The sequence below is a fragment of the Pseudomonas sp. AF03-9 genome, assembly GCF_020515815.1.
GTDB lineage: Bacteria > Pseudomonadota > Gammaproteobacteria > Pseudomonadales > Pseudomonadaceae > Aquipseudomonas.
In genome coordinates this window covers 132,314-154,879 of record NZ_JAHPJF010000005.1, presented here as the reverse complement: position 1 = coordinate 154,879, position 22,566 = coordinate 132,314, and the positions used below count along the sequence as shown (strand labels likewise).

Sequence of the window (22,566 nt, the reverse complement as noted above, 5' to 3'; positions counted from 1 at the left end):
CAACTCAATTGACCAGCCAGCCGATGGCGAGGCCCAACAACAGCATGGCGACCAGCTTGATCCGCTCGCGCCGCTTGCGCTTGGCCTTGTTCAAGCGCTCGGCCGAGGTCGACACATGCAAGCCGAAGCCGGTGTGCAATACCGCATCGCCCTCAAGGGTCACGGCCATCAAGTTCAACTGCGCATAGCGCCGCGACAAGCCCTTCTCGCCCTCGAACCCGGCATAAGGCGCGCACAACGCGTACTCCTTGAGGCGGCGCAAACCGGGGTTCAGGGAAAACGCCTGCCACTCCGGCTTGTCGGAGATCAGCGGGTAGCACGGCACCCCACCGATCAGCTCACGCGGCCCCAGATGGATATAGGGGCTGTGCACCTGCAAGTCATAGACAAAGTTGCGCAACCACACCTGGAGCACATCCGGGCGCAGCTCCAACACCGTCTTGGAGTCCTCGACAAACCCCGGGCGGTAAAACTCCCAGTCATCTTCACAATGGAAAATATAGGGTGTCTTCACCGACGCGTAGGCCAGGTCGATGGATGCCAACTGCCCCAGCTTCGGGCGGTTGACGAAGAAAGTGCAATGTTCCTGCCAATGGGCCGGAATCGCCTGGCGTACCGCGTCGTCACCGGAGTCCTCGGTGATGAACACCTCGCGGATGTCAGCCGTGTTGAACACGTCGAAGCTTTCAAGCGTGCGCTTTAACAGATCAAAGCGACCGCAGCTGGTCACTACAAGGGTGATGTCGCTCTGTTCGGAAAATCGCACGTGGGCACCAACAATAAAATGACCGCAATCGACGGCCTGACAGAGGTTACACGCCCAGTTTCAGGCGCAGCGTTTCCAGCAAACTCAACGGCGCACGTGGCCGCAGAGGTGGCTGCAGCACTTCGACAATACGCTGGCCGATACGTGCAAAGCTGAACTGGCTGACAGCCAGCTCCTGGCCTTTACGCGCAATATCCGCCGCCAACTGAGGGTTGGCGCGCAACTCGGCGAGTTTTTCCTGCAATTGCGGGATGTCTTTATAGAACACTACGTTGACCTTGTCCTTGAAACCCAGGGCCTGGTTTTCCGCCTCGCCCTGGTCAAACGCCAGCAGCACGCAACCACAGGCCATGGCTTCGAAGTTCTTGATCATGTATTCGCCCATGCCCACGTCGGCACTGACAAAAAAGCGGATCCGGTTGAGCGTCGCACAGTATTCCTCACCCGACTTGGTACGCGTCACCACCAGCGGCTCGACCCGTGCCAGCTCATCGAGCAACGCCTTGCGCCCGCTGTAGGCCACGCTATTGGTGCTACCGACAAACGCCAGCTCGATGTCACGCTCACGCGCCTGCGGCTGCAACAGCGCCTGGTCGTAGCCCTTGGGCACGAACACCGCGTCGAAGCCTTCCGCACGCAGGCGCTCGGTCACCATGAAGCCCGAGCTGATCACCCGCGCCCAGGGTAAACGGCGGTAATGGGCGCTGAATTTTCCGGTGTATTTGCAGGGAATGTAGTTCTGGTAGGCGTCGTGTTCGAGGATCACCAGATTGGGGATCGTACGGATAAAACCGGCCTGGCGGATCTCCTGCTTGAAACGCAGGAAGAACACGATGCGGTCGTAGCGGGTCACATCGACCTCACGGCGAAAGTAGCCGCGCAGGTTGCGCTGCTCGGCGCTGCTCAGCCAGCGGGTATCGCATTCGCAATGCTCGGCGATGCCTTCGTAAAGACGATCTAGGATGGCGCGCTGTTCTTTCTGCACCAGAAATAAAACTTTCATGCTCTTCCTTTCACAGGTCACAAACGCCAGAACAACTCATGTCGCCGCACCGCCTTGCGGAAGAACTCGTTCTCCCCGTAAGGCGAACGCGCGCGCCCGGCCAGTACACGCTGCAACAACCGCCGGACACGCCGCTTGAAGGGTGGCGCGGGTTGCAGGTCGTGCATCATGCCCAGTGCCATGGCCTTGTCGCGCTGTTGCGCCAACGTCAGCGGCAGGCTGCACGGATGCAGCTCCTGGGTTGCATCGAACAGCGGCGGCAAGGCTATGCCACTGCCAGCGTCGCCCATGGGCCAGCGGTCATTGTCATGCAGATGATTGGCGTAGCCCAGCAGCGTGGTTGGCTGCCACTCCAGGCCTTGCAAGGCCTGCATGACGGCGTTCTGCGCGCAGATATGATCGGGGTGCGGGTCCAGCGCCGAGTACGGCAGCACGATCACTTCAGGGCGCGCCATCAACAACACCGCGCGCAGATCGGCCAGCAGGTTATTCCAGGTCGGCAAGCCGTCGCTATCCGACGGCAGCGGGAACGGATTGAACTGGCGAAACGGCCGCACATCGCTCAGCTCGGCTTCACGGGAGGCGAAGGGCTGGGCTGGCGCGGCCTGCATGGCTTGCAATTGCAGGCAGAAATAACCCAGTTGCACGCAGTGTGCCTGGGGTACGCCCGCCCATAGCGGCACGGCGATGCTGTCCCAGGCGCGCAGGCGGCCCTTGATGCGCGCGGCTTCGACCGTGTCCAGGCCCATCTGCTGATAGTGTTCGGCTTCGATTTCACCCGCCGTGAGGGTGACGATCCACGGCTTTTGCGCCTGGCTGTAGAGCCCGAAAGCTGCCAGTTCGGCATCGTCGGCGTGGGGCGCGATGACCATCACACGCTGGGTGCTGTAATCCGGCTGGGTCCAGGCCCACAGGCGCGGCGTGCCGAGCAGGCGACAATGGCGACCGCGCAGCTGCAACTGATCCAGCGCCAAACCGCTGAGGTTGAGATAACGCACGCCGTTGACCCCACGTTCAAAGGTTTGGCGGTCGTCACCCAGGGCAATGTTCGGGTCGAGAAAGCGTCCCAGCCAGGTGCTTTTGACTGTGATCGCCAGCACCAGCGTGGCGTCTGCGGCGACCGGTTGATCGAGCAACAAGCGCCCGTTCTCCAGGCGCACGCCGGGTAACTCGGCATCGGCCGAGAAGCGGTATTGATAGTCTTCGTTGGGGGCATAAAACAGGTGGTCGGCAAACCACGCTTCGTGAGCGACCCAGGCCAGCGCGGCCAACAGCAACGGCAACCACCAGGCCACCAGGATGCCGATCAGCACCAGCAGCAACACACCAATCAACAGCGCCATGCGCTTGTTGCGCCGATGGCGCTTGAGCAATTGCTGCTTGCGAGTCATGAGCTGAACACCTGCACAGGGTTGCACCAGCGGTCCTTGTACTCGCGGTCGGCACGCCCAAACGAAAAGCGCAGCGGCTTACCGACTTCGCGGGCCTGTTCCCAGGCGCTCTGGGTGTTGAGAAAGCTCAACACGCTGCCGGGGCTGAAGGCACGGGTTTCAGGGTCGACCCCGCCGTTGACGTACTCCACGCTGATCCACTCTGGCGACTCGACCCGGTACACCAACTGGATCGCGATAGGCGCATCGTTGAGGAAGATCACCGAGCCGATCAACCACTCGCGCAGCAATTCGATCACCTCGGCCAAACGCTCGGCCCCCGTTGCGACAAAGCCCCAGCGGCGCAGGAACAGGTCGCAGTAGATCGACGCCAGCTCAGTGCTGGAAAACTCGCTGACCGGCCGTACCACCCCGCCCGCCTCCTCCAACAGGCGCAGTTCGCGGCGCTGGTTGTAGCGGAATTTCTTCGACAAGTCTTCGGGCGTGCGCGCCATGGCCAACTGCTCGGCCTGGGGCTTGAGCCCCGTGAAACGGCCTTCATTGAGCTCCGACAGGTAACGCCCACGCTGGCGCAGTGGCGCCTGCGCATCGGCAGCGGCCGGCAGGATGATCTCGGCATTGCCCAGGTCGAACAGGCCTTTCTTGCCGCTGCGCTTGAGCACGTCCTTGGACAAGGCCAAGTCGCGGCCCCAGGTGGCAATGCACGCCTTGAGTTCACCGGCCTGTTCCCAGGCCAGGTAGCGCACCGGAATAGCCGCCAGCCCGGCCAGGCGTTCGATCACTTGCGGATGCGTCGCGACGCTGCCGCCAAAACGCTGCCAGGCCTGGCTGTAGGCAGGTGCATCGACGACGGTCCAGCCGCGCTCGCGCCAGCCTTGGAATCGATTGAGCATCAAGCCCTCGCGGTCAGTTCAATAACGTGTGGCAGTTGCCAGAAAGCAGTGCGTACCGCCTGATCCGAGAAGCGCGCGTGCAGACGCTCCAGCATCAACTCGGCGCACTGGCGTCGCTGGTGTTGATCCATCGCGGCCAGGTGCTCCAGGCCTTGGGCCAGGTGCTCGGCGTCGCCGAAGGGGAACAGGATGCCCACGCCTTCGACCACTTCCTTGGCGCCGCCACAAGCGGTGGCCAGCAACGGTACACCGGCGGCCATGGCTTCAAGCAGCACCATGCCGAACGGCTCGTGGTCGGAGCTCAGGGCAAACACGTCAAACCCGCGGAAATAGCGACGCGCATCCGGCACCTGGCCGAGGAACAGGACCTTGTCGGCAATCCCCAGTTCACGCGCCAGCTCCTTGAGGTCCTGCTCCAGGCGGCCGGTGCCGAGGATCGCCAGGCGGCTTTCGGCGGGCAACCGAGGCAAGGCCAGGGCGAAGCCCTTGAGCAGCGTGGCCTGGTCCTTGTCCGGATGCAGGCGGCCGACGTTGCCGACCACCCACTCATCCGGCGAGAGCCCGAGGGCGTCCCGCGCCTCGTCCCTCGAGACTTGCAGGGCCTGCATGGCCTCGACATCGATGCGGTTGTACAAGGTCTGGATACGCGCCGCCGGCCAGTTCGGCAGGCAACGGCGGATGTCGTCGCGCACGGCGTCGGAGACACCCAGCAAGCTCAGGCGCTTGCGGAAAATCGAAGCGAACAGGCGGCGGCCACGGCGTTGGTAGTCACCAAAGGCGTGATGCACGCCGATCACCTGCAAACGCGTGGCGAGTAAGGCGACGTAGATCGGCTTGGCGCGGTGCGCAATACAGAAACTGAAGTTGCGCGATGCGGCAATCTTGCGCATCTCGGCGATGGCGCCCAGCTTCAAGCCACGAATGGCCTTGGAGCTGAACTCCATGAACAACACTTCATCAGAGGCGCAACCGGCCGCGACCTCAGGGTCGGCGACCCCGGTGAGAAACACCGTGGTCACCTTGTAGCCGGAGCCTGCGAACAAACTGGCGTACTGCCGCGCGCAGTCCAGGAACGGCCCGTCATAGCCGTGGCAGAACTGCAGGACGTGGCGATCAGCCGAGCGAGTCATAAGGGTCCACGCCGTCCTTGACCACCAGGATGTCTTCCATGATCAGGTACTGCAGGTCGGACCCGAAGAACATGTCCAGCGCGTCTTTCGGCGAGCAGATCATCGCTTCGCCACGACGGTTGAGCGAGGTGTTCAGCGACACGCCGTTGCCGGTCAGCACTTCCAGCTCTTTCATCATGTCGTAGTAGCGCGGGTTGTATTCGCGCTTGAGCACCTGGGCGCGGGAAGTGCCATCTTCATGGACCACTTCCGGCACGCGGGTCTTCCACTCTTCCGACACTTCAAAGGTGAAGGTCATGAACGGTGCCGGGTGATCGACCTTGATCATCTGCGGGGCCACGGTGTCGAGCATCGACGGGCAGAAAGGCCTCCAGCGCTCGCGGAACTTGATCTGGTGGTTGATACGGTCAGCCACGCCGGTTGCGCTTGGGCAACCGATGATCGAACGACCGCCGAGGGCACGCGGGCCAAACTCCATGCGGCCCTGGAACCAGGCCACCGGGTTGCCGTCGACCATGATCTTGGCGATGCGTTTAGGCATGTTCTCGATCTTGCGCCATACCGGCTTGCTCGCGTGCTTGGCGCACGCCGCGATCACGTCTTCGTTGCTGTAGGACGGGCCGAGGTAGACGTGTTCCATCTTCTCCACGGGTACACCCCGGGCGTGGGACACGTAGGCCGCCGCGCCCACCGCAGTACCGGCATCGCCGGACGCCGGCTGCACGAACAGCTCTTTCACGTCGTCGCGGGCAATGATTTTCTGGTTCAGCTTGACGTTCAGCGCGCAACCGCCGGCGAAGGCCAGCTTGCCGGTGTCCTTGAGGATGTCGCCCAGGTAGTGGTCGATCATCTGCAAGGCCAGCTTTTCGAACAGTGCTTGCATGCTGGCGGCGTAGTGAATGTAAGGCTCGTCGGCGATGTCGCCTTCGCGTTTCGGGCCCAGCCACTCGATCAGTTTCGGCGAGAAGTAGAAACCCTTGCCCTTCTCTTTGTAGCGACGCAGGCCGATGACGTTGGCGTAGTCGGTGTTGATCACCAGCTCGCCGTTTTCAAACGAGGCCAGGCGCGAGAAATCGTATTTGCTGGCGTCGCCGTACGGCGCCATGCCCATGACCTTGAACTCGCCGTCGAGCATCTCGAAACCGAGGAACTCGGTGATCGCGCCATACAGGCCGCCGAGGGAGTCCGGATCGTAGAATTCCTTGATCTTGTGGATCTTGCCGTTCTCGCCATAACCGAAGAACGTGGTGGCGTACTCACCTTTACCGTCGATGCCGAGGATCGCGGTTTTCTCCTGGAAGCCGGAGCAGTGGTAGGCGCTGGAAGCGTGGGCCAGGTGGTGTTCAACCGGCTCGATCTTGATTTTCTTCGGATCGAAGCCCAGTTGCTCCAGGCACCAGACGATCTTGTTGCGATAGCGCTTGTAGCGACGGTTGCCCATCAGGATCGCGTCGAGGGCGCGGTCCGGGGCGTACCAGTAACGCTTGGCGTAGTGCCAGCGCGCCTCGCCGAACAGGCTGATCGGGGCGAACGGGATCGCCACTACGTCAACGTCGGAGGGCTTGATACCGGCTTGTTCCAGGCAGAACTTCGCCGATTCGTAGGGCATGCGGTTCTTTGCATGTTTGTCGCGTACGAAGCGCTCTTCTTCGGCGGCCGCGATCAGCTTGCCGTCGATATACAGGGCTGCGGAAGGATCATGGCTAAGGGCGCCGGACAGGCCAAGAATCGTCAATGCCACAGGGGTCTAGCCTCTTTTAGTCTGCATGCAGGCGGGTTACGCCGCGAAAAAGTGTGCTTCCCGCCTGGGCAGGAAACAGCTAAAGGGCGGGATTATAGCTTAAAACCAGTGGGGAGCTGTTAGCGGCAAGCGCCAAGCTGATGGGGGCAGTCTGTAGGATTGCGTCTAGAGTCAGGTCAGACGGAGCCAAAGGCGCAGCCAGAGGATTCGTTAAACAGTGAAAGAATCGCTAGAATCCCGCGTTTGCCGCACTTTGCCTGGTTATCTGATGAAAATTGCTGGTCCTGCTCACCTCCCTCTTATTGCCGGCTTGCTCGGTTTTTGCGGCCTCGCGATGGGCGACGATTTGCCACTGGTCCTCGACCCCAGCGTCGTCACCGGCTCACGCAGCGCCAGCCCGACGTTTGACCTGCCGTATTCGGTGGACGCCATCAGCCGCGAGCAGATCAGTGACGGCCAGCTCGGCATCAACGCTTCCGAAGCCCTCTCCCGCGTACCCGGCCTGGTGGTGCAGAACCGCCAGAACTATGCCCAGGACCTGCAGATTTCCTCCCGTGGCTTCGGCGCCCGCTCGGCGTTCGGAGTCCGCGGCCTCAAGCTGATCGCCGACGGCATCCCCGCCAGCACCCCGGACGGCCAGGGCCAGGCCGCTACGTTCAACCTCGACACCGCCGAGCGCATCGAAGTGCTGCGCGGCCCCGCGGCCACCCTGTACGGCAGCAACGCAGGTGGCGTGATCCAGATGTTCTCCCGCAACGGCGAAGGCCCGCCGCGCATCGGCGCCGAAACCCTGGTGGGCAGCGACGGCCTGAGCAAAAACCACCTGAGCGCCGAAGGTGCCGCCAACGGGGCAGGCTTCGTACTGGACGCCTCGCGCATGGACACCGACGGCTACCGCGACCACAGCAGCGCACGGCGCGACCAGACGTTCGCCAAGCTCAATTTCCAGCCGGATGACGACAGCAAGTTGGCGCTCATCTACAGCAGTTTGGAGCAGAACGGCACGCAGGACCCGCTGGGACAGACGTGGGAAGCGTACAAGGATGATCCGCGCTCGGTAGCCACCGGGGCGTTGACGTACAACACACGCAAAAGCATCGATCATCAGCAGTTGGGGATGAATTACGAGCGGTATTTCGGCGAGGCGACGCTGCAAGTGAATGCGTATACGGGGCGGCGGAGTGTGATTCAGTACTTGTCGATTCCCAAGGGCACGCCGTCCAACGAGCGCGGCGGCGGCGTGGTGCAATTCGACCGCAAGTTCTACGGCGGCAGCGTGCGCTGGATGCAACCCATTGAGAGCGCACCGGGCGAACTGATGATCATCACCGGCCTGGACTTTGACCAGAGCGAAGACAGTCGCCATGGCTATCAAAACTACAGCGGCACCAACCTTGGTGTGAAAGGCGAGCTACGTCGTGATGAAATCGACACCGCCCGCAGCCTTGACCCTTACATTCAAGCCAATTGGGCTCTGGGCAACTGGACCCTGCAAGCTGGCATACGCCATAGCACCATGGAACTTGACGTTGACGATCAACACCTGAGCAACGGTGACGCCAGCGGCAACAAGACCTATCAGAAAAACACCCCGTCGATGAGCGTGATGTACGCCTTCACGCCGCAGTTGCACGGCTACGTCAGTGCCGGTAAAGGCTTTGAAACGCCTACCCAGGCTGAATTGGCCTACGCACCGGGGAATGTCGAAGGCTTCAACTTCGGCCTAAAACCGTCTGAAAGTACTCAATATGAAATGGGCCTGAAGGCACAGCTGAACGACACCCGGATCAACGCTGCTGTGTTCCAAATCACCACAGAAGATGAGCTGGTGATCAGCCAATCCCTCCAAGGCCGCACCAGCTACCAAAACGCCGGCCGCACCCTGCGCCGCGGCTTCGAGCTGGGCATTGAAAGCCAGCTCAGCGAACAGTGGAGCACCAACCTCGCCTACACCCGCTTGCAAGCCACCTACGACAGTGACTTCACCAACAACGCAAAGGCTATTGAAAAGGGCAACTACCTCCCCGGCGTGCCCCAAACCACCCTGTTCGCCGAACTCAACTGGAAGCCCCGCGACTGGGTCAGCACCGCCATCGAAGGCCTGTACCGCAGCAAGGTCTACGTCGAAGACACCAACAACCAACGCGCCGCGCCGGCCTACAGCGTGTTCAACTGGCGTGCGCGCTTCGAGCAGAAGGTCGAACACTGGACCTTCCACCAGACCCTGCGCCTGGACAACCTGCTGGACCGCCAATACGTCGGCTCGGTGATCGTCGGCGACAGCAACAACCGCTACTACGAAGCCGCCCCCGGCCGCTCGTGGTACGCCGGTGCCGGCGCCGAATACCAATTCTAAAACCGCCAAAAATCAACTGTTGAAGCTGGCTTGTGTGGGAGCTGGCTTGCCTGCGATAGCGGTGCATCAGGCACTGATGTGCAAACTGACACGCCGCCTTCGCGGGCAAGCCCGCTCCCACAGTTGATTGGTGTTGCTGGGCCGTCGCCGTTCGGCTGGGTATCAAGAACTTGCGGCAGGACGCAGGTCTGGCTTGTGTGGGAGCTGGCTTGCCTGCGATAGCGGTGTATCAGGCGCTGATGTGCAAGCTGACACGCCGCCTTCGCGGGCAAGCCCGCGCCCACATTGATCTGCTTCCACCTTTTGAGCGCGGTCAGACCTGCACTGGCAAGCGCTGGTCGATGAGTTTGTACAACGCACTGTCCGGCGCCCAGTTGCGCATAAACCGCGCGCGGTCCTTGGCGTAGGCCGGGGCGAAGCTGGCATTGCTGCTGTGTTGGCGCATTGCATCGAGGTCGATCAGCGACCAGCGCCCCTTATCCCAGAACAGGTTGTGCCCCTTGAAATCACCATGACTGATGCGCTCGCGGATCAGTTCGGCGAATAAATGATCCAGGGCCAGCAACTCACTTTCCGGGGCGTCACCGCGTTCAACATAGGGCGCAAAACGCTCGATGATGTCCGGGCCCGACAGGTGCTCGGTGATCAGGTAAGCGCGGCTGCGCAGCCAGAAAAAGCGCTTCTCCAGCACCGCCAGCGGTTTGGGTGTGGCAATGCCGAGGAACGCCAGGCGATTGCCTTCGCGCCAGGAGTGCCACGCGCGACTCGGGCGCCAGAAGCGCTTGAGCCAATGGACGAAACCCTTGATGTTGTAGCGCTTGATCACCAGCGGGCGGCCCGCCACGTCGACCTTGGCCACGGTGGCCGCGCCTCCGGTCTTGAAGAGGTGACCCCTGTCGAGCAACGCGTCGGCCTGGTCCAGCACCGGCAGCATCGCGGCCTCTTCTTCGCGACGGATCGCGCGCAAGGCAAACGGCCCACGCAGCACGCTGAACAGGGTGCACTCGCGGCCGACCTTGTTGAGGAAATCCTTCAGGCGCCAGGCACTGACCTTGCGCACCTGTTTTTCCAGGGCTTGCAGCGGCAAGGCGTGCTCACCGTTGCTCAGCAGGTAATACACCAACAACTCTTCGGTGAACGGCTCGAGGTTTTTCGGCAACTGGGCGAAAAATACCCCGAGGTTTTCCAGCACGCGGTCACGCGACAGCGGCTTGCCCGCCTCTTGCACGCGAATCCCGGCGCCATCGATCAAATACAGTTTGCCGTCCTGGCGCAGCAGGTTGTCCAGGTGCAGATCTTCCTGCCACAGGCCCTTGACGTGCATTTGCGCAATCGCGCCCAGGGCTTCGGCGAGGACGGCGGTTTGTTCGTCGGCCAACGGTGGCAGGTCTTCGACGGCCTGCCAGGCATCGGCCAGGCTTTCGGCGCCGTCGATGAACTCAAAGAGCAGCCAGCCGCCCTCACCTTCCTGCAAACCGTCGGCGAGCAACGCCGGCGTGGTCAGGCCTTGTGCGGCGAGCAGGCGCACGCCGTTGAGTTCGCGCTGAAAATGCCGCGCCGCCTTGCTGCCCACCAGCAACTTGGCCAGTACCGGACGCCCGCGCCAAACCGCCGCGCCCACATAGCGCTCGCCCGGCAACACGCGCAACAGGCTCAGCAGTTGCAGTTGGCCGGGGCCCGCCGCGTCGGCCAGCTCAAGGGTCAGCGGCAAGTCGGGGGTACGGCCGGCGGTTTTCAGCTCGGACAAACGCATCAACGGTTTTCCTTGTGGCTACGACGGGCATTCAGGCGCTGATACCAAGTGGCGACCAGCGCGCTGTCCTCAGGCTGATCGAGGTACGCCGCCAACAGTTGGCGCACGTGGGCATCCGACCATTGCGGCGCGCGACGCAGCAACGGCTCCAGATCCTTGACCCGATCACGCCAGCCGAACAGCAGCGGGCGGGTCTTCTCCAGGTCGATCAGCTGCGCAGCGTAGCCGTCGCCGGTGGCCTGCAAAAAAATATGCTTGGGGTAAAAACAGCCGTGCACCTGGCCGACGCTGTGCAGATGCCGCGCCAATTGACCGCAGGCCCGCAGGATGGCGACGTGCTGGGCGTCGCTCAGTTGCGGCCACTCGTCGAGCAGTGAATCCAGGTCATTCCAGCCGTCGAGGGCGCGGGTCAGCAGCATTGCACGATGCTCACCGGCGACCTTGCGCTCGCCGTAGAACGCCGCCTGCAATGCCGGGATACCGAGCTTGCGGTAACGGCTGATATTGCGGAATTCGCGGGAGAAACTCGGCTCGCCAAACGGCCGGTGCATGCTGCGCGTCAGGTAGTTGCTCTGGCGCTTGAGGTAGTAGCCGTGGCCGTCGAGTTCCAGGCGAAACACGCTGCTCCAGCCACCACGGCTGGTGTTCGGCTCGTCCACCGCATCGAGTTGCTTGGCCCACAACGCATCAAACGTGGCGAGACCATGGCGCTCCAGCAGCGCACGGTCTTCAGCCGCCAGGAAGTCAGTCATTCGCGCCCCTCAAAAAACTTCACCACGTGGCGAATCCGCTGCTTGTCCGATGCACTCAGGTGCCGGCGCTGGCGGTACTGCATGTAGAAACGCAGGCGCTGGGTGGCCGACAAGTGATACTTGGCGACCTTGTCCAGGCACGCCAGGTCCTTGGTGATGCGGTACTTGAGCCAGAACCCGCGCCAGAAGTCGCCGTTGGGGCAATCGATCAGGTACAGGGTCGACTGGTCGTCGATCAGCAGGTTGCGCCACTTCAAGTCGTTATGGGTGAAGCGGTGATCGTGCATGGTGCGCGTGTATTCGGCGAGCTGACGGCTCACCGCATCGACCCACTTCGGATCGTGCAGGCGTGCATCGTCGCGCTCGGCCAGCACCGACAAATCTTCGGTGCGCGGCAATTCGCGGGTGATCATCGCGCCACGGTCATAGGCCAGGCCGTTGCGTTCCAGGCCCCAGGCGACCACATCGGCGGTGGGAATGCCCCATTTGGCGAAACGCTTGAGGTTCTGCCATTCGGACTTGACCCGCGGCTTGCCGAGGTAGCGGCGCAGGCCCTTGCCGGCGCCGGTGTAGCGCTTGACGTAGTAATTGACCCCACCACGCTCCACGCGGATCACTTCCGACAGCGGGTCGTGGGTCAGTTGCTCGCCTTGCAGGGCGAAGACCGCTTCAAGGCTGCCAAAATCATGCGCCAGGCTGGCGTAGGCCGGCTCCAGGTTCCAACCCGCCATCAGATCGCATCTCCGTAGCGTTGTTTGCGTGCGTAGAGCTTGTCGGCCTTGCGTTGCATCAGGTTCAGCGACGCCGATTGCTCGGCGAGGACCTGGCGCAGCGGCTGGCGGAAATAGCCCTTGAGGAAGCGCAACTTGTCGCGTCGGGTCAGACCGATGTCCAGCGCCGAGTAGTACAACGCGGACAGGTCCTTGTCGCGCCAGCGCAGCGGCAAATGCGCGCGCAATTGGGCACGGTGCAGGTCGATCACCGACAGCTTGATGTTGTTGGCGTCGATCGGTTGCGAGGTGTCGAGCAGGAAGTGGCACAGGTAGCAGTCGCGATGGTTCACGCCGCCACGGTGCATATCGCCGACCATGCGCGCCAGCTCAAAGGTGAGCGCATGGCGCAACGCCGGTGCCGGCGGTTGCGCGCCCCAGTCGAGGGTCAGGTCTTCGAGGCTGAGGGTCGGCGCCAGTTCTTCGGTGATGATGAACGAGTGCTGATCCGCTGGATTGTTGCCCTTCTCGCCGAACGCCACGCCGGTCATGGTCGGCACGCCGAGATCCTGCAGGCGGTGAATGGCCGCCCACTCAAGGCCCGCGCCGAGCACCGGCAGCTTGGCGGTGATCAGGTTCTTGAAGATCTCGCCCCAGCCGATGCCACGGTGGATCTTCACGAAATAAGGACGGCCCTCAGCCACGGTGCGCAATGTGCGCCGCGCCGCCAGTTCGCGGAATACTTCGCCTTGCAGTTTCTCGACTTCGGCAAAGGCGTCACGCCCGGCCCACAACGTCTTGAACGGTTCGGCAAGAATCAACTTCATCGTTTCGGCTCCGCCAGAATCACATCCGCAGCGTGCTGCGGCATGCTGTAGAGGTCGGCCGTCTCGGCGAAGGCCAACCCATTGCGGCCCCAGGCCGCGCGCTGTGCAGTGTCGCTGAGCATTTGCGTCAGGTAGCGGTTGAGCTGGGCTTGTTCGAATGGCTCATCCAGCACAAGGCCGCAATCGGCTTCGGCGATGTAATGGGCATAACCACATACCGCCGAGACCAGCACCGGCAGCCCGGCGACCAGGGCTTCGAGCAATACGGTGCCGGTGTTTTCGTTGTACGCCGGGTGGATCAACAGGTCGGCGCCCAGCAGGAAACGCGGGATGTCGCTGCGGCCCTTGAGGAACTGCACGTTATCCCCCAGGCCCAGCGTCGCGCTTTGCAGCTGGAATACCTTGGGGTCGTCCTGGCCGATTACAAACAGGCGCGTGCGTTTTTTCAGCTCCGCTGGCAGCGCGGCCACGGCCTTGAGGCTGCGGTCGACGCCCTTGGTCTTGAAGCCCGAGCCGATCTGCACCAGCAGCAGGTCGTCATCAGCGAGGTTGAATTCCTTGCGGAAACCTTCGCGGATTTCGGCGGCATTCGGCGGTGCGCGACGGTCCTGGGCAATGCCTGGCGGCAGCAGGTGGAAGCGTTCCAGCGGGGTGTCGTAATACTTGATGAACAGCGGCTGCTGCACTTCGGAGATCATCAGAACCTGGGTCTTGGCGTCCTTGGCAAACACCGCGCGCTCGTACTCGGCGAAGTGCTTGTAGCGGCCAAAGTAGCGGTACAGCGAGTGCCGCAGGTTCTGCGCCTTATCTTCAAAGCAGCCGTCGGCGGCGTAGTACACGTCAAGGCCGGGCATTTTGTTGAAGCCGATCAGGCGGTCCACCGGGCGCTTGGCCAGGTCGGCAGCCATCCAGGCACTGAGTTTCTCGTTGCGTCGATGGTTGAAGAACGCCTTGACCGGCGCCACCAGCACTTCGAAGCCGGGCGGGATGTCGCCTTCCCAGATCAGTGTGTAGACACGGATCTGGTGGCCGCGCTGCTGGCACTCCAGGGCGATGCGCATGAAGTCGCGCTGCAAGCCGCCGAAGGGGAAGTATTTGTACAAAACGAAAGCCAGTTGCATCAGTGCAGCTCCTCAGCCAATAACAACGTGCTCAGTCGGCTGGCCACACGCTCAGGGTTCAGGCGCGTGAAACACAGGGGCGACTCGCGCTTGAGGTCGAACCGACGCTGGTCGTCGGCCGTCGGTTGATAGGTACATTGTTTTTGCAGGCACGGCGCGCACGGGAAGTCGCTGCCCAGGTGAATCTGGCCCTTGCCGTAGGCGCCGGTGAGGCCGGGGTTGGTCGGGCCGAACAGGGAGATGGTCGGCACATCCAGCGCGGCGGCCAGGTGGCCGAGGCCGGTGTCCACCGCCACACAGGCGCGGGCGCCGGCCAATACGCGGGCGATGCCGGCCAGGTTCAGCCTGGGCAGCACTTCGGCGTTTGGCAGGCCTTGGGCCAGGCGCTCGGCGCGGGCTTTTTCGGCGGCGTTGCCCCACGGCAACTTCACGTCCACACCCAGGCGGCCCATGCGCTCGGCGAGTTCGCGCCAGTAGGCTTCGGGCCAGTGCTTGGTGTCCCAGGTGGTGCCGTGCAGCAGCAGGACGAAAGGCTTTTTCGGCGGCAAACCGAGCAGCTTGTCGACGCTCAGACCATAGTCGCCCAAGCCTTTGGGCAGGTCATAACCGAGGGCCACGGCAAACAGCTGGCGCAAGCGCTCCACCGCGTGCTGCCCACGGGCGACGGCCAGGCGGCGCGAGTAGAAGCGTGCGGCGATGGGCTCACGGGCGGAGTTTTTGTCGAAACCGGCAATCGGCGCACGCACGTAGCGGGTCAGCCAGGCACTTTTGAACAGGCCTTGGGCGTCGATCACCAAGTCGTATCTGGTCGACTGGACTTGCTGCTTGAAGCGCCGCCACTCGCCGCTCTTGATGGTCTGCCAGAGGTTCTTGCGCCAGCGGCGGATCGCCACCGGGATCACCTTGTCGACGGCCGGGTGCCAGGTCGGAATCTCGGCGAAGCCTTCTTCCACGACCCAGTCGAACCGGATGCCGGGAATCGCCCGCGCGGCGTCGGTGAGTGCCGGCAGCGCATGGATCACGTCGCCCAGGGATGAGGTCTTGATTACCAGTACGCGCAAACTATCGGACCTCGACCGCAGAGTCCTGCAACCGCTGCAAGGCTTCGTTCACCGGCTGCGGCAGCAACTGGCGCATGCAGTTGTAGTGGCCGAAGCGGCAAGTGCGATCAAAACACGGGCTGCACTCCAGGCCCAGGCGCACCACTTCGACCTTGTCGGCCAGCGGCGGGGTGAAGCCAGGGGACGTGGAGCCGTACACCGCCACCAGAGGGCGGTTCAGCGCGGCGGCGACGTGCATCAGGCCGGAGTCGTTGGACACCACCGAATCGGCGCAGGACAGCAGGTCGATAGCCTCGGCGAGGGACGTGTCGCCACTCAGGTTGACCGCTTCTTCACGCAGGCCAGGGATCAGGCGCTGGCGAATATCCTCGCCGACCGGATGGTCCTTCTTCGAACCAAACAGCCACACCTGCCAGCCTTCGCGGATTTTCATCTCGGCGACCTTGGCGTAATGCTCCGACGGCCAGCGCTTGGACTCGCCAAACTCAGCCCCCGGGCACAGCGCCAACACCGGACGGTCCAGGCTCAGGCCGAACTTGGCCAGGGCCGCATCGCGGCTCACCGGGTCGATCTGCAAGCTGGGGCGCGGATACGGCTTGGGCAGCTCGGCACCCGGTTCGTAGGCCAGGGCCATGAAGCGTTCGATCATCAGCGGGTAGCGTGCCTTGTCGAGCGTGCGCACGTCGTTGAGCAACACATAGCGGAACTCGCCGCGCCAGCCGGTGCGCTTGGGAATACCGGCAAAAAACGGCACCAACGCGGACTTCAGCGAGTTGGGCAGCAGGATCGCCTGGTCGTACGCGCCGGCCAGGGATTTGCCGATGCGACGACGGGTCGCAAGCTCCAGGGCCCCGTGACCGAGCGGGAAGCTCAAGGCCTGGCGGACTTCGGGCATGCGTTCAAGGATCGGTCGGCTCCACTCGGGGGCGAGCACGTCGATCTGGCAGTCGGGATGACGTTGTTTCAGGCACTGGAACAGTGTCTGCGCCATCACCATGTCACCGACCCAACTGGGCCCAACGATCAAAATATTCATGTAGTTCCCACAAACGATGCGGGGAGGCTTATGCCTCCCCGCCCTAATAGTGTTTCAGCTCAAGCCCAGCTCCTGCCAGATTCGCATTACCTGGCGCCGTTCGTCGGCAAACTGCTCGCCGGTCACCGTCCCCGCCTCGTTTTGCAACGCCTGGCGGTGCGCGGCGGAACGGTAGGCCTTATACACCTCGCGCAGCAGATGGGCATCGGCGGCGGGCATCAACCCCACCTGCTCCAGACCTTCCAGAATGCGGATATTGTCGGTGTAGCGCAGCAACGATGGATGTTGCGCAGACCACGCTAAAGCCGCGTATTGCACCATAAATTCAATATCGACGATACCTCCGGCGTCCTGCTTGAGGTCGAACGCCACCGTGGCGTCGAAGGCATTGGCGCCGGTACCGGCCGCCGTGCCCTTGGTGCCCAGGTTGTCACGCATCTTGGCGCGCATCTCGCTGACCTCCTGGCGCAGCGTCGCCAGGTCGCGCTCACGCCCCAGCACCTTGGCCCGTACCTGCTCGAACGCATGGCCGACATCCTGGCTACCCACCAGCACCCGCGCGCGAATCAGAGCCTGATGTTCCCAGGTCCAGGCTTCGTTTTCCTGATAGCGCTCGAACGCGCCCAACGAACTGACCAGCAGCCCGGAGGCGCCGGACGGACGCAGGCGCATATCGACTTCGTACAACTGGCCGGAGGTGGTCTGGGTGGTCAGCAAGTGAATGATGCGCTGGCCCAGGCGCGTGAAGAACTGCGCACCGTCAATCGGCTTGGCGCCATCGGTTTCGGCCTGGGGGTCACCGTCGTGGATAAACACCAGGTCCAGATCCGAACCATGCCCCAGTTCGATGCCGCCGACTTTCCCATAACCGACAATGATGAACCCAGGATCGCACAGGGTGCCGTCCACCCGCTGCGGCGAGCCGTGGCGCGCCACGGTCTGGCGCCAGGCCAGGGCCAGTACTTGTTCGAGGATGGCCTCGGCGAGCCAGGTCAGGTAGTCGCTGACCTTCATCAACGGCAGGCTGCCGGCGATTTCCGAGGCCGCAACGCGCAGGCGGTGGGCCAGTTTGAAGTGGCGCAGGGCTTCCATTTGTTGCTCGAGGTCGTCCTCGGGGATGCGCGTGAGGCGCTCGCGCAGTTCGGCCGCCAACTCAGGGGCCAACGGCGGCTTGAACAGACGGCCTTCGTTGAGCAATTCGTCGAGCAGCAACGGGAAGCGCGTGATCTGCTCGGCGATCCACGGGCTGGCGGCGCACAGGGTCAGCAGGCGGCGCAGGGCGTCGGGGTTTTCCGTGAGCAGCACCAGGTAGGCGGAACGACGGGCCACGGCTTCCACCAGCGGCAATACGCGTTCCAGCACCAGGTCCGGGTTGGCATGCTCGACGGCCTGGGCCAGCAGGCGCGGGATAAACGCATCCAGGCGCTCGCGACCGAGGCGCTGCATCGCCCGCAATTGCGGGCTGCTGCGCAGGCCGGCCAAGGCCTTGAGGGCCTTGGGCGCGTCACTGAAACCGCCTTCGGCCAACTGACGGCAAGCGGCCTCTTCATCCTGGGACTCTTCCCACAGCGGCAACCACTCGCCGCCCACGACCAACTCGCTTTCTTCGCCCTCTTCTTCATCCGGGTCGGCGATCACCTGACGGAAGTGCCAGTCCACTCGACCGCGCCAATACATCAAGCGCTCATGGAAGGCCGCCCAATCATCAAAGCCCAGAATGAAGGCAATACGCGCCTGATCTTCCTCGGTGTCCGGGAGCATTTGCGTCTGGCGGTCGGCAATCGCCTGGATCGCGTGTTCGGTGTAACGCAGGAATTCGTAGCCATCGCGCAACTCGGCGATCACCGCCGGCGGCAGGTAGCCCTGGCCTTCAAGGGTGCCAAGGACCTTGAGCAGCGGCCGTTGTTGCAGGCTGAGGTCGCGGCCGCCGTGGATCAGCTGAAAGGCCTGGGCGATGAACTCCACCTCGCGGATGCCGCCCGCGCCCAGCTTGATATTGTCGGCCATGCCCTTGCGCCGCACTTCCTGCTGGATCAACTGCTTCATGGTGCGCAGCGCTTCGATGGCGGAGAAGTCCAGGTAACGGCGATAGACGAACGGTCGCAGCATGTCGAGCAACTGCGCACCGGCCACCTGGTCGCCCGCGACTACCCGCGCCTTGATCATGGCGTAGCGCTCCCAGTCGCGCCCCTGGTCCTGGTAATACTGCTCCAGCGCGTTGAAGCTGAGCACCAGCGAGCCCGACGAGCCATAAGGACGCAGGCGCATGTCGACGCGGAACACAAAACCGTCGACGGTCATCGGATCGAGGGCCTTGATCAGTTTTTGACCAAGGCGAATAAAGAACTCCTGATTATCCAGCGCCCGCTTCACACCCACCGTTTCTCCGCCTTCGGGGTACGCGAAGATCAGGTCGATGTCCGATGACAGGTTCAGCTCCACCGCACCGAGCTTGCCCATGCCGAGGATGACCATGTGCTGCGGCTCACCGCTGCGCCGGCCGGTGGGGGTACCGAATTGTGCGCTGTGGCGCTGGTACAACCATTGGTACGCCTGGTCGATGCTGGCGTCGGCCATGTCGGAGAGGTCGCGACAGGTTTGTACCAGGTCCGCCTGGCGGGTCAGGTCGCGCCAGATAATGCGCACTTGATGACGGGTACGCTGGCGGCGCAGGACGCGGCCCAGCTCATCTTCTGTTTCAGCCTGTTGCACAGCGCCAGCAATCTGCCCACACAGCTCGCCGGGGGCGAAACCGCGGTCCAGCTCGCCCCAGGCCACCAGCTCCAGCAACATCAAAGGGTCACGAACGCTCTGTTCAATCACGAAATCACTGGCGGCGCACACACGGGCAAAATCGGCCCAGCGTTGCAGCGACCACGCAGAAAGGCCATGATCGTCGCCCAGCGCGGCCACTGCGTCACGAAATGACTGCTCGGCCCGGCTGGCGTAAGGCAGGAGGATGGCCGGCAGGTTGGCCAGCGTTGGAAGGCTCATGGTCTATCCTTGATCGGCGCGTAATTGACTGATTGCGGTGCCGACAAGAACCCCACGCGGCGACGAACTGTCGAACAAAGGTTATAAATAGCTGAAAATTCATATTTTTTGGCAGGCAACATTAAACTTCTACCTTTTCTTGTCTGCAAAAGATCAACATTAACGATTATGCTCACCAGCCAGACCGAGCAATCCGCTCTGTCTTGTGTAGTTTTACTACTCGTATATACATTCGAAAGGCTGAAATGGCCGACGATTTGTAGTAAAACTACAGGACGCCGAAGCAACCTTCGGCCATCCAAGAATTTATGTCGTCTGCCCACAAGGCCAGTCGCAAACTTCAGGCAACCGATTCTGGTAGCCTTTCCGCCCTGGAGCAAGCCATGCAAGACCTCGATCCCGTCGAAACCCAGGAATGGCTGGACGCCCTGGAATCGGTTCTCGACAAAGAAGGCGAAGACCGTGCTCACTACCTGATGACCCGTATGGGCGAACTCGCAACCCGCAGCGGTTCGCAATTGCCTTACGCCATCACCACGCCATACCGCAATACCATCCCCGTTACCCACGAAGCACGCATGCCTGGCGACCTGTTCATGGAACGCCGCATTCGCTCGCTGGTACGTTGGAACGCCATGGCGATGGTAATGCGCACGAATCTGAAAGATTCGGACCTGGGCGGTCACATTTCCAGCTTCGCTTCCAGCGCAACCCTGTATGACATCGGCTTCAACTACTTCTTCCAGGCCCCGACCGACGAACACGGCGGCGACCTGATCTACTTCCAGGGCCACACCTCGCCAGGCGTCTATGCCCGCGCGTTCATGGAAGGTCGCATCAGCGAAGAACAAATGAACAACTTCCGCCAGGAAGTGGACGGTCAGGGCCTGTCGTCCTACCCGCACCCTTGGCTGATGCCTGATTTCTGGCAGTTCCCGACCGTTTCCATGGGTCTGGGTCCGATCCAGGCGATCTACCAGGCACGTTTCATGAAGTACCTGGAAGCCCGTGGCTTCATCCCTGAAGGCAAGCAGAAAGTCTGGTGCTTCCTGGGCGACGGCGAGTGTGACGAGCCGGAATCCCTGGGCGCCATCTCCCTGGCTGGCCGCGAGAAGCTCGACAACCTGATCTTCGTCATCAACTGCAACCTGCAGCGCCTCGACGGCCCGGTTCGCGGCAACGGCAAGATCATCCAGGAACTCGAAGGCGTGTTCCGCGGTGCTCAGTGGAACGTGACCAAAGTCATCTGGGGCCGTTTCTGGGACCCACTGCTGGCCAAAGACGTCGACGGCATCCTGCAACGTCGCATGGACGAAGTCATCGACGGCGAGTACCAGAACTACAAAGCCAAAGACGGCGCGTTCGTACGTGAACACTTCTTCAACACGCCTGAACTGAAGGCGATGGTTGCAGACCTGTCCGACGACGAGATCTGGAAACTCAACCGTGGCGGCCACGACCCGTACAAGGTCTACGCGGCGTACCACGAAGCGGTGAACCACAAGGAACAACCGACCGTCATCCTGGCCAAGACCATCAAGGGTTATGGCACCGGTGCCGGCGAAGCGAAGAACACCGCGCACAACACCAAGAAAGTCGACGTCGACAGCCTGAAGTTGTTCCGTGACCGCTTCGACATCCCGGTCAAGGACGAAGAGCTGGAAAACCTGCCGTTCTTCAAGCCAGAGCCAAACAGCGCCGAAGCCCGCTACCTCAGCGAGCGTCGTACTGCACTGGGCGGTTTCGTGCCACAGCGCCGTGCCCAGAGTTTCAGCGTACCGACACCGGACCTCAGCACCCTCAAGGCAATCCTTGACGGTTCGGGCGACCGTGAAATCTCCACCACCATGGCCTTCGTGCGTATCCTGGCGCAGCTGGTCAAGGACAAGGAAATCGGCCCGCGCATCGTCCCGATCATCCCGGACGAAGCCCGTACCTTCGGTATGGAAGGCATGTTCCGTCAGTTGGGCATCTACTCCTCCGTCGGCCAGCTCTACGAGCCAGTCGATAAAGACCAGGTGATGTTCTACAAGGAAGACAAGAAGGGCCAGATCCTCGAAGAAGGCATCAACGAAGCGGGCGCCATGAGCTCCTTCATCGCTGCCGGTACTTCGTACTCCAGCCACAACCAGCCAATGCTGCCGTTCTACATCTTCTACTCGATGTTCGGTTTCCAGCGTATTGGCGACCTGGCTTGGGCAGCCGGCGACAGCCGTACCCGTGGCTTCCTGATCGGCGGTACCGCCGGCCGGACCACGCTGAACGGCGAAGGCCTGCAACACGAAGACGGTCACAGCCACATCCTGGCTGCCACCATCCCGAACTGCCGCACCTTTGATCCAACCTACGGCTACGAGCTGGCGGTGATCATCCAGGACGGCATGAAGAAGATGACCGAAGAGCAGCAGGACGTTTTCTACTACATCACCGTGATGAACGAATCCTACCAGCAGCCAGCCATGCCGGCCGGTGTCGAGGAAGGCATCATCAAGGGCATGTACCTGCTCGAAGAAGACACCAAGGAAGCAGCGCACCACGTACAGCTGATGGGCTCCGGCACCATCCTGCGCGAAGTGCGTGAGGCGGCGAAGATCCTGCGTGAAGAGTTCAATGTCGGCGCTGACGTGTGGAGCGTTACCAGCTTCAACGAACTGCGTCGCGACGGCCTGGCCGTAGAGCGCAGCAACCGCCTCAAACCTGGTCAGAAACCTGCGAAGAGCTACGTCGAAGAGTGCCTGGCCGGCCGCAAGGGTCCAGTCATTGCCTCTACCGACTACATGAAGCTGTTCGCTGAACAAATTCGCCAGTGGGTCCCGTCCAAGGAATTCAAAGTCCTGGGCACCGACGGTTTCGGCCGCAGTGACAGCCGCAAGAAGCTGCGTCACTTCTTCGAAGTCGACCGTCACTTCGTGGTGTTGGCAGCCCTGGAAGCCTTGGCTGACCGCGGTGAGATCGAACCCAAGGTGGTAGCAGACGCTATCGTCAAGTTCGGTATCAACCCGGACAAACGCAACCCACTGGACTGCTGAGGA

At 62.2% G+C, this 22,566-nt stretch carries 16 protein-coding genes; 2 read left to right on the top strand and 14 right to left on the bottom strand.

Annotated features, from left to right (window positions below):
* Positions 1-4: 4 nt before the first annotated feature.
* The 6 genes from LIY36_RS10045 to LIY36_RS10020 are packed head-to-tail and all read right to left on the bottom strand — an operon-like array spanning position 5 to position 6,924.
* Positions 5-766, bottom strand: coding sequence for a glycosyltransferase family 2 protein (locus tag LIY36_RS10045; RefSeq protein ID WP_226455584.1), 762 nt, complete (start codon positions 764-766; stop codon positions 5-7).
* Positions 767-812: 46 nt separating this feature from the next.
* Entirely contained in the window at positions 813-1,769 is a 957-nt protein-coding gene (locus tag LIY36_RS10040) for a glycosyltransferase family protein (RefSeq protein WP_226455583.1), read from the bottom strand.
* Positions 1,770-1,786: 17 nt separating this feature from the next.
* Complete coding sequence (locus LIY36_RS10035; RefSeq protein ID WP_226455582.1) at positions 1,787-3,160, bottom strand: PIG-L family deacetylase; 1,374 nt, start codon at positions 3,158-3,160, stop codon at positions 1,787-1,789.
* A complete protein-coding gene (locus LIY36_RS10030) occupies positions 3,157-4,053 on the bottom strand; it encodes an antimicrobial resistance protein Mig-14 (RefSeq protein WP_226455581.1) in 897 nt (298 codons plus the stop codon). The genes LIY36_RS10035 and LIY36_RS10030 overlap by 4 nt, the downstream gene beginning before the upstream one ends.
* Positions 4,053-5,183, bottom strand: coding sequence for a glycosyltransferase (locus LIY36_RS10025; RefSeq protein ID WP_226455580.1), 1,131 nt, complete (start codon positions 5,181-5,183; stop codon positions 4,053-4,055). The genes LIY36_RS10030 and LIY36_RS10025 overlap by 1 nt, the downstream gene beginning before the upstream one ends.
* On the bottom strand, positions 5,167-6,924 hold the full coding sequence (locus LIY36_RS10020) for a carbamoyltransferase family protein (protein WP_192298286.1): 1,758 nt from the start codon (positions 6,922-6,924) through the stop codon (positions 5,167-5,169). Before LIY36_RS10020 ends, LIY36_RS10025 begins: the two co-directional genes overlap by 17 nt.
* Positions 6,925-7,192: 268 nt before the next feature.
* On the opposite strand from LIY36_RS10020, the gene LIY36_RS10015 reads away from it, so the two are divergent.
* Positions 7,193-9,280, top strand: a complete 2,088-nt coding sequence (locus LIY36_RS10015) for a TonB-dependent receptor family protein (RefSeq protein ID WP_442962211.1) — start codon at positions 7,193-7,195, stop codon at positions 9,278-9,280.
* Between the two features lie 313 nt (positions 9,281-9,593).
* Here LIY36_RS10015 and LIY36_RS10010 read toward each other — a convergent pair whose 3' ends face one another.
* Genes LIY36_RS10010 through glnE form a run of 8 tightly spaced genes read right to left on the bottom strand, consistent with a single transcriptional unit; the run spans position 9,594 to position 19,534 of the window.
* A complete protein-coding gene (locus LIY36_RS10010) occupies positions 9,594-11,033 on the bottom strand; it encodes a lipopolysaccharide kinase InaA family protein (protein ID WP_226455579.1) in 1,440 nt (479 codons plus the stop codon).
* Positions 11,033-11,785 (bottom strand): lipopolysaccharide kinase InaA family protein, encoded by a 753-nt coding sequence (locus LIY36_RS10005; RefSeq protein WP_226455578.1) that lies wholly within the window; start codon positions 11,783-11,785, stop codon positions 11,033-11,035. Before LIY36_RS10005 ends, LIY36_RS10010 begins: the two co-directional genes overlap by 1 nt.
* Positions 11,782-12,516 (bottom strand): lipopolysaccharide kinase InaA family protein, encoded by a 735-nt coding sequence (locus LIY36_RS10000; RefSeq protein ID WP_192298290.1) that lies wholly within the window; start codon positions 12,514-12,516, stop codon positions 11,782-11,784. Before LIY36_RS10000 ends, LIY36_RS10005 begins: the two co-directional genes overlap by 4 nt.
* A complete protein-coding gene (rfaP, locus tag LIY36_RS09995; protein WP_226455577.1) occupies positions 12,516-13,322 on the bottom strand; it encodes a lipopolysaccharide core heptose(I) kinase RfaP in 807 nt (268 codons plus the stop codon). The genes LIY36_RS10000 and rfaP overlap by 1 nt, the downstream gene beginning before the upstream one ends.
* Positions 13,319-14,443, bottom strand: a complete 1,125-nt coding sequence (locus LIY36_RS09990; RefSeq protein ID WP_226455576.1) for a glycosyltransferase family 4 protein — start codon at positions 14,441-14,443, stop codon at positions 13,319-13,321. Before LIY36_RS09990 ends, rfaP begins: the two co-directional genes overlap by 4 nt.
* Entirely contained in the window at positions 14,443-15,504 is a 1,062-nt protein-coding gene (waaC, locus tag LIY36_RS09985; RefSeq protein WP_192298293.1) for a lipopolysaccharide heptosyltransferase I, read from the bottom strand. Before waaC ends, LIY36_RS09990 begins: the two co-directional genes overlap by 1 nt.
* Position 15,505: 1 nt before the next feature.
* Positions 15,506-16,540: a lipopolysaccharide heptosyltransferase II gene (gene waaF / locus LIY36_RS09980; protein WP_226455575.1), complete on the bottom strand. Its 1,035-nt coding sequence runs from the start codon at positions 16,538-16,540 to the stop codon at positions 15,506-15,508.
* A 54-nt stretch (positions 16,541-16,594) separates the two neighbouring features.
* Positions 16,595-19,534, bottom strand: coding sequence for a bifunctional [glutamate--ammonia ligase]-adenylyl-L-tyrosine phosphorylase/[glutamate--ammonia-ligase] adenylyltransferase (gene glnE / locus LIY36_RS09975; protein ID WP_226455574.1), 2,940 nt, complete (start codon positions 19,532-19,534; stop codon positions 16,595-16,597).
* Positions 19,535-19,917: 383 nt separating this feature from the next.
* Between glnE and aceE the strand changes: the two genes are divergently transcribed.
* Positions 19,918-22,563 (top strand): pyruvate dehydrogenase (acetyl-transferring), homodimeric type, encoded by a 2,646-nt coding sequence (gene aceE / locus LIY36_RS09970; RefSeq protein ID WP_226455573.1) that lies wholly within the window; start codon positions 19,918-19,920, stop codon positions 22,561-22,563.
* The last annotated feature ends 3 nt before the right edge of the window (positions 22,564-22,566 follow it).